This is a genomic window from Pseudooceanicola pacificus (assembly GCF_009789075.1).
GTDB lineage: Bacteria > Pseudomonadota > Alphaproteobacteria > Rhodobacterales > Rhodobacteraceae > Pseudooceanicola > Pseudooceanicola pacificus.
The window spans coordinates 677,538-685,792 of record NZ_WNXQ01000001.1; the positions used below are offsets into that span (position 1 = coordinate 677,538).

Genomic DNA, 8,255 nt, shown 5'->3' on the forward strand with positions numbered 1-8,255 from the left:
CTCGGCCCGGGTGCCTAGGGTCCGCCCGAGGAATGTAGGGGAGGAGAAGCATGCGGCGCGAGTCGCGTGCCCCTTTTCCCATGACCCGAACCGGAAGAGAGGTTTTGAGCATGGCTGAAAGCACCCAGGTCAACGATGTCATCAGCGTGGGCCACGACGGCGACATCGCGCTGATCTGCATCGACAATCCGCCCGTGAACGCCACCGGCCAGGCCGTGCGGCAGGGGCTGGAAGAGGCGATTTCGTCCCTGAACGAGGACGGCAGCGCCAAGGTCATCGCGATCTACTGTGCCGGGCGCACCTTTGTGGCCGGGGCCGACATCCGCGAATTCGGCAAGCCTCCGCAGCCGCCCTCGCTGTCCGATGTGCTGGACCAGATCGAACGCTCGGAAATCCCCGTGATCTCGATCATCCACGGCACTGCGCTGGGTGGCGGGTTCGAACTTGCGCTTTCGACCCATGCCCGCGTGGCGATCAAGGGCGCGCGCATCGGCCTGCCCGAGATCCTGCTGGGTCTGCTCCCCGGCGCCGGGGGCACGCAGCGCCTGCCGCGCCTGGCGGGCATCCCGTGGTCGCTGGACGTCATCCTGTCGGGCCGTCAGGTCAAGGCCGAGGAGGCGCTGGAGAAAGGCGCCGTCGATCGTGTGACCGAGGGTGAGCCGCGCGCCGTGGCGCTGGCCGCCGCGCAGGACGTGCTGGACGGCAAGCTGGCCACCCGCCGCACCGCAGAGCTGAAGACCGAGGCGAACCAGAAGGCGCTGGACGACACGCTGGCGATGGTCACGAAGAAGAACCCGCACCTCTTCAGCCCCGGGAAATGTGTCGAGGCCATCGCCGCCTCGACCCTGCCGCTGGACGAGGGGATGAAAGTCGAACGCGCCTGCTTCATCGCCTGCATGGAGACGCCGCAGCGGTCGGGCCTGATCCACGCCTTCTTTGGCGAGCGCGCCGTGTCGAACATCCCCGAGGCCAAGGGCGACACCCGCCCGCTGGCCAAGGTCGGCGTGATCGGCGGCGGCACGATGGGGTCGGGCATCACCACCTCCTGCCTGATGGCGGGCATTCCCGTGCGCCTGATCGAGGTCGCGCAGGACGGTCTGGACCGGGGCGTCGCCACGATCACCAAGAACCTCGACGGGGCCGTGTCGCGCGGCAAGATGTCCTCGGACAAGCGGGACGCGGCGCTGGCGATGCTGGAGCCGTCCATCGCGATGGAAGACCTGGCCGATGTCGACCTGGTGATCGAGGCCGTGTTCGAGAAGATGGAGATCAAGAAAGAGATCTTCGGCAAGCTCGACACGATCTGCAAGGAAGGGGCGATCCTCGCCTCCAACACCTCGTACCTCGACATCAACAAGATCGCGGACATGACCAACCGTCCGCAGGACGTGCTGGGGCTGCACTTCTTCTCGCCCGCGCATGTGATGCGCCTGCTCGAGATCGTGCAAGGCGCCAAGACGGCGCCCGATGCGCTGGCCACCGGGTTCCAGCTGGCCAAGAAGCTGGGCAAGGTCGGCGTGCTGGCGCAGGTCTGCGACGGGTTCATCGGCAACCGCATCCTGGGCCATTACGGCAAGGTCGCGGCCTATATCGTGCAGGACGGCGCCAGCCCGCAGCAGGTGGACGACGCGCTGGAGGCCTTTGGCTTTGCCATGGGTCCGCACAAGGTGGGCGACCTGGCGGGGCTGGATATCGGCTACATGACGCGCCAGCGGAAAAAGGAAGAGGGGCTGGACCCCGACGAACGCTACGGCGGCACGCTGGCCGACAAGATCTGCGAAAAGGGCTGGTACGGCCGCAAGACCGGCAAGGGCTATTACCTCTACGAGACCGGCGCCCCGATCCCGAACCCCGAGGTCGAGACGCTGCTGGCCGAAACCCGCGCCGAGCTGGGGATCGAACCCAAGGCGATGAGCGATCAGGACATCGTCGACCGCTACATGACCGCGATGATCTCCGAGGCCGCCCGCGTGGTCGAGGACGGCACCGCCAAGCGGCCCGTGGATGTCGATATGGTCTTCCTCTTCGGCTACGGCTTCCCCCGGTTCCGGGGAGGCCCGCTGCACTATGCCGACACCATCGGCGCGGCCGAGCTGGTCGCGCGAATTGAGACATATGCGAAAGAAGACCCGCACTATTGGCAGGTGCCCGAACTGTTGCGCAAGATGGCGGCAGATGGTCGGACCTTTGCCGATCTGAACAAGGAGAGCTGAGAGATGGACCTGACGTTCACGAAAGAAGAGCAGGCCTTCCGGGAGGAGGTTCGCACGTTCTTCAAGGAAAATCTGCCCGAGGATATCTCGTCCGCCGTGAAAGCCGGCAGCGAGCTGACCAAGGACATCATGGAGCGCTACCACGCGATCCTGGCCAAGAAGGGCTGGCTGGCCGTGACCTGGCCCAAGGAATACGGCGGCCCCGGCTGGACCCCGGTGGAGCGGCATATCTTCGACGAGGAATCGTGCAAGTTCTACGCCCCGCGCATCGTGCCCTTTGGCCTGGCGATGCTGGGCCCGGTGCTGCAGAAATTCGGCAGCCAGGAGCAGAAGGATTATTACCTGCCCCGCATCATGTCGGGCGAGGACTGGTGGTGTCAGGGCTATTCCGAACCGGGCGCCGGGTCGGACCTTGCCAGCCTCAAGACCCGCGCGGTGCGCGATGGCGACGAATGGGTGATCAACGGTCAGAAGACCTGGACCACCCTCGGCCAGCATGCCGACAAGATCTTCTGCCTGTGCCGGACCGATCCGGATGTGAAGCAGCAGGAGGGGATTTCCTTCATCCTCGTCGATCTCGACACGCCGGGTATCGAGATGCGCCCGATCAAGCTGATCGAGGGCGGCCACGAGGTGAACGAGGTGTTCTTTACCGACGTCCGCGTGCCCTACAAGAACCTCGTCGGCAAGGAGAACCAGGGCTGGACCATCGCCAAGTACCTGCTGACACATGAACGGACCGGCATTGCCGGGGTCGGCTTCTCGATGCTGGCGCTGGAAGAGGTCAAGGCGCTGGCCCGCAAGGTCATGCGCAACGGCAAGCCGCTGCTGGAGGACCCGCTGTTCGCGGCCCGCATCGCGCAGGTCGAGGTCGACCTGGAGGCGATGAAGATCACCAACCTGCGGATGCTCTTCAAGGCGCAGAAGCAGGGCGCGCCGGGGCCCGAGACCTCGATCCTCAAGATCAAGGGCACCGTCATCAACCAGGAGCTGAAGGATCTGGCCCGTCGCGCGCTTGGCCCGTCGGCCGCGCCCTTCCCCGGTGCGATCACCGAGGGCAACCTGGCCCTGGCCCCCGAGAACCACGCCAACAACGCGGCGCGGTACTTCAACAACCGCAAGACTTCGATTTTCGGCGGATCCAACGAGATCCAGCGGAATATCCTGTCGAAAGCAGTGCTGGAGCTTTGAACTAGATGGATTTCGACCTGACTGAAGACCGGCAGATGCTGTCGGACAGCCTGAACCGTTTCCTGGCTGACAAATACCCCGTCGATCACCGTATCAAGGTGGCCTACCAAGAGCCGTTCCACGATCCCGCGCTGTGGGATCAGCTGGCCGAACTGGGCGCGATCTTTGCCCTCGCGCCCGAGGACAAGGGCGGATTCGGCGGCACCGGGTTCGACATCTCGGTGGTGTTCGAATCGCTGGGCCGTGTGATCTGCCCCGAGCCCGTCCTGGGCGCGCTGATGGCCACTCGGATCCTGTCGCACACCGACGCGAACCAGGAGGCGCTGCTGTCGGGCTCGATGCGCGCGGCGGTCGGCCTTGGCGAGATCGAGGCGCCCTACGACCTGTCCAGCATCGCGACCGAGGCCACGAAATCCGGTGACGGCTACACCCTGACCGGCCGCAAGAGCGCGGTCTACGGCGGGCAGGCGGCGCATCATCTGCTGATCGCGGCCAAGCTGGACGGCAAGCTGGCCGTGTTCCGCGTCGATGCGGCGGATGCCGATGTGACCGGCTATGCCATGATCGACGGCGGCGGCGCGGCCGAGGTGATCATGGAAAACACCCCGGCGGTTCTGGTGCTGGAAGACGCGGCGGATGCCGTGCAGGACGCGGTGAACGCCGGGATCCTGGCGCTGTGTTCCGAGGCGGTCGGCGCGATGGAAGTGCTGCACGCGATGACGGTGGACTACCTGAAACAGCGCAAGCAGTTCGGGCGGCCGATCGGCACCTTCCAGGCGCTGCAGCACCGCGCGGTCGACATGCTGACCGAGATCGAGCAGTCGCGCTCGATCGTCATCAAGGCGGCGTCGGAACTCGACGGGCCGGATGCGACGAAATACTGCGCGATGGCCAAGAACCTGATTGGCCGCGCCGGCCGGCTGGTGGCCGAAGAGGCGATCCAGATGCATGGCGGCATCGCGATGACCTGGGAATATCCCGGCTCGCATTACGCCAAGCGGATCATCATGATCGACGCGCAGCTGGGTGACACCGATTACCATCTGTCCAGGGTGATGGCGGCCTGACCGCCACGCCCGCGCAACAGGACATGCCCGGCCATCGCGCCGGGCATTTTCGTTTCCGCCTCAGCGGTCCGGGTCAGTAGGACAGGTCCAGCTCGAACGGTGCGCTCATGCCCTTGTTCACCGAGCAATGGGCCCGGATGAAGATGCGGCGCGTGCCGTCCGGGATCATCACCGAGGGCAGCGAGCGGGTGAAGGGCTGTTCGTTCACATGCGGGTGGTGCAGCTTGCGATAGGCGATGCGGTTGCCCGCCTCGTCCAGCACCTCCCAGCCGTCGGCGAAATGATCCCAGCCGGTATCGGCGTGCTTCAGCGTCACCTCGATTCGCCAGCCCATGCCCGAGCGTTCGGCGGTGGCGGCGACAATTTCGGGCGGATTGGCCCGCACGGCGGCGCCGGTCGAGAGAATCGCCAGGGACAGGAGGAGGGCTCGGATCATGGGCGGAGCATAGTCCTCGGCCCCCGGGCATGCAGGTCACTTTGGCGTGTCGCCCTCGTGTGCGTTGCCCTCGATCAACACTTTCCGCGATTGAGAGGCGAACTCGCGGCGCCAAAGCACGGCAAAGGTGAGCACTGCCGCCCCGATAAGCGCCCCGGGCCCGACAAGCCAGGCGGCGGCGCCAAGGGCGAAATAGACCGAGCGCAGGCCCCGGTTGAAGCTGCGGGCGGCAAAGATGTTGATCTCGGCCGCCTTGTCGGCGCGGGGGATGGCGCGCCGGTCCTGCGGGTCGTTTGGGACCGAGGCCATGAGCACCGCGCAATAGCCGAACAGCCGGTGCGACCAGACGAATTTCAGGAAGGCATTGGTCAGGAAGACGATGATCACCAGCACCTTGGCCTCCCAGACGAAGGCCGGGTCGGATTCCAGCGTCAGCTGATTGGCAAGGCCGGTGAATCGTTCGGAATTGCCGATCATCGCCAGTGCGCCGCCGATGGCGATCATCGTGGCCGAGGCAAAGAAGGAGGTGCCCTCGCGCAGCGACGCCAGGGTCTGGGAGTCGAAGATGCGCGGCTGCCGGGTGATCATCACGCGCATCCATTCGCGCCGGTGGCTGGCCATCAGCCGCGAGACCGAGGGGTGTTTGCCCGGATGTTCGATGAGCCAGCCGATGATCAGCCACAGGCCGAACAGCAGGCCAAGGCCGACAAAATCAATCGGTTCGAACAGGGCGATGCGGTCGGTCCATTTCATGCGACCATCTAGCCGGACAAGCGGGCTTGTGGCTACCGGGCAAAATTGGTTATATTTCTTTACCAATCCTGCGCGCGGCGGTCCGTCCCGCGTGCCGGACAGACCGGAGGAGCCCGCCGATGGAGATGCCAGCCCCCGATCCGCGCGTCCTGGCGCTGAAACCCGCCCTGGTGAAGCGCCTGCGCGAGGTTCTGCCGCGCGACGCGGTGATCGACGATCCGACAGAGACACGCGCCTATGAATGCGATGCGCTGACCGCCTATCGCTGCCCGCCCCTGGCCGCCGTCCTGCCGTCCACAACCGGCGAGGTCGCCGCCGTCCTGCGCATCTGCCACGAGATGGAGGTGCCGGTGGTGCCGCGCGGCTCGGGCACATCGCTGGCGGGCGGGGCGCTGCCCACGGCGGATTGCGTGATTCTGGGCGTGGCGCGGATGAACGCGGTTCTCGAAACCGCCTATGACGACCGCTACATCCGGGTGCAGACCGGGCGCACCAACCTGAGCGTCACCGGCGCGGTGGAGGGCGACGGCTTTTTCTATGCGCCCGACCCCTCGTCGCAGCTGGCCTGCGCCATCGCGGGGAATATCGCGATGAATTCGGGCGGGGCGCATTGCCTGAAATACGGGGTGACGACCAACAACTTGATGGGTGTGACCCTTGTCACCATGCAGGGCGAGGTGGTCGAGATCGGAGGCCCCTGGCTGGATGCCGGCGGGCTGGACCTGCTGGGCGTGATCTGCGGATCCGAGGGCCAGCTGGGCGTGGTGACCGAGGCGGTGCTGCGCATCCTGCCCAAGCCCGAGGGCGCGCGCCCGGTGCTGATGGGATTCGCCAGCAACGAGGTGGCCGGCGCCTGTGTCAGCGATATCATCGAGGCGGGCGTGCTGCCGGTGGCCATCGAGTTCATGGACCGGCCCTGCATCCGCGCCTGCGAAGCCTTTGCCAAGGCGGGATACCCCGATTGCGAGGCGCTGCTGATCGTCGAGGTCGAAGGCTCGGACGAGGAGATTGCCGAACAGCTTGGCCTGATCCTGGAGATCGCCCGGCGCCACGACCCGGTGGAGCTGCGCGAAAGCGGCTCGGCCGAGGAAAGCGCGCGGATCTGGCTGGGGCGCAAGTCGGCCTTTGGCGCGATGGGCCAGATCAACGACTACATGTGCCTGGACGGGACGATCCCGGTCAGTGCCCTGCCGCAGGTGCTGGGCCGGATCGCGCAGATGTCGGAGCGCTACGGGCTGGAGGTCGCGAATGTGTTCCATGCCGGGGACGGCAACATGCATCCGCTGATCCTGTTCAACGCGAACGAACCCGGGCAGCTGGAGCTGTGCGAGGCATTCGGGGCGGAGATCCTGAAGCTCTGCGTCGAGGTGGGCGGCTGTCTGACCGGCGAGCACGGGGTCGGGATCGAGAAGCGCGACCTGATGAGCCATCAGTATGCCCCGGCGGATCTGGAGGCGCAGATGGCGGTGAAGGATGTGTTCGACCCGAAATGGCTGCTGAACCCGGCGAAGGTCTTTCCCCTATCGGTGAGTGCCGGGCGCAGGGATGCAGTGCGGATGGCGGCGGAGTAGGGGGCGCTGCCCCCGCCGGCCTGCGGCCGACTCCCCCGGAGTATTTTGGACGAGATGAAGCATGGATCGGGGATCTGGCCCCGGAGGGCGCGAGATGAGACCTGAAAGCGAGAGTGAGCTGGCCGACGCGGTCCGCGATGCGGGCGGGCCCCTGGAGGTGCGCGGGGGCGGGACCCGGCTGCCGTGGCGGCCGGTGGCGGGCGCGGTGCTGGAGACCGGCGGGCTTGCCGGCGTGCGGCTTTACGAACCCGGCGCGCTGACGCTGGTGGTCGGGGCCGGAACGCCGCTGGCCGAGGTCGAGACGGTGCTGGCCGCGAAGGGCCAGAGGCTGGCCTTTGAGCCGATGGATGCGCGGGGGCTGATGGGCACCACGGGCGAGCCGACGATCGGCGGCGCGATGGCGGCCAATGTGAGCGGGCCACGCCGGGTGCAGGCGGGCGCGGCGCGGGATTTCCTGCTGGGCGTGCGTTTCGTGGATGGCGCCGGGCGGGCGATCTCGAACGGGGGGCGGGTGATGAAGAACGTCACCGGCTATGATCTGGTCAAGCTGATGGCGGGGAGTTTCGGCACGCTTGGGGTGCTGAGCGAGGTGAGCCTGAAGGTGCTGGCCGTGCCGCAGGCCGAGGCGACGCTGGTGCAGTCGGGCCTGACGGCGGCCGAGGGGCAGGCGGCCCTGGCGGTGGCGCTGCGCTCGCCCTTCGACGTGAGCGGGGCGGCCTGGGTTGCGGGGCAGGCGCGGGTGCGGGTCGAGGGGCTGGCCGGTTCGGTCGCCTATCGCGCCGGGCGGCTGCGCGCGGGCGCCTGTGCGGGCTGGTCGCTGGTCGAGGGCGAGGAGAGCGCCGCGCTCTGGCGCGAGGTGCGCGATGTCGCGCCCTTTGCCGGGCGGGCGGGCGCGGTGTGGAAGGTCTCTGTCACGCCGTCGCGGGCGGCGGAGCTGCTGGCGGCGGTGGAGGGGACCGGCGCGGAGGCGATGCTCGACTGGGGCGGCGGGCTGGTCTGGCTGCTGGTGCCCGAGGGCGTCGAG

7 protein-coding genes are annotated in these 8,255 nt (G+C 67.1%); 5 read left to right on the top strand and 2 right to left on the bottom strand.

The genetic code is table 11. The annotated features are described in order from the left end of the window. The first annotated feature begins 110 nt into the window (after positions 1 to 110). Genes GLS40_RS03045 through GLS40_RS03055 form a run of 3 tightly spaced genes read left to right on the top strand, consistent with a single transcriptional unit; the run spans position 111 to position 4,471 of the window. Positions 111 to 2,213: a 3-hydroxyacyl-CoA dehydrogenase NAD-binding domain-containing protein gene (locus tag GLS40_RS03045; protein WP_160381112.1), complete on the top strand. Its 2,103-nt coding sequence runs from the start codon at positions 111 to 113 to the stop codon at positions 2,211 to 2,213. 3 nt (positions 2,214 to 2,216) lie between these two features. After that, entirely contained in the window at positions 2,217 to 3,404 is a 1,188-nt protein-coding gene (locus GLS40_RS03050) for an acyl-CoA dehydrogenase family protein (RefSeq protein ID WP_160381113.1), read from the top strand. Positions 3,405 to 3,409: 5 nt separating this feature from the next. Further along, positions 3,410 to 4,471: an acyl-CoA dehydrogenase family protein gene (locus tag GLS40_RS03055; RefSeq protein ID WP_160381114.1), complete on the top strand. Its 1,062-nt coding sequence runs from the start codon at positions 3,410 to 3,412 to the stop codon at positions 4,469 to 4,471. A gap of 73 nt (positions 4,472 to 4,544) precedes the next feature. Here GLS40_RS03055 and GLS40_RS03060 read toward each other — a convergent pair whose 3' ends face one another. Further along, entirely contained in the window at positions 4,545 to 4,907 is a 363-nt protein-coding gene (locus tag GLS40_RS03060) for a hypothetical protein (RefSeq protein ID WP_160381115.1), read from the bottom strand. A 36-nt stretch (positions 4,908 to 4,943) separates the two neighbouring features. Then, positions 4,944 to 5,660 (bottom strand): DUF599 domain-containing protein, encoded by a 717-nt coding sequence (locus tag GLS40_RS03065; RefSeq protein WP_160381116.1) that lies wholly within the window; start codon positions 5,658 to 5,660, stop codon positions 4,944 to 4,946. Between the two features lie 119 nt (positions 5,661 to 5,779). Between GLS40_RS03065 and GLS40_RS03070 the strand changes: the two genes are divergently transcribed. Together GLS40_RS03070 and GLS40_RS03075 are read left to right on the top strand one after the other, a co-directional pair. Continuing rightward, a complete protein-coding gene (locus tag GLS40_RS03070) occupies positions 5,780 to 7,231 on the top strand; it encodes an FAD-linked oxidase C-terminal domain-containing protein (RefSeq protein ID WP_160381117.1) in 1,452 nt (483 codons plus the stop codon). Between the two features lie 94 nt (positions 7,232 to 7,325). Further along, on the top strand, positions 7,326 to 8,255 hold a 930-nt coding region (locus GLS40_RS03075), incomplete at its 3' end, for an FAD-binding protein (protein WP_160381118.1).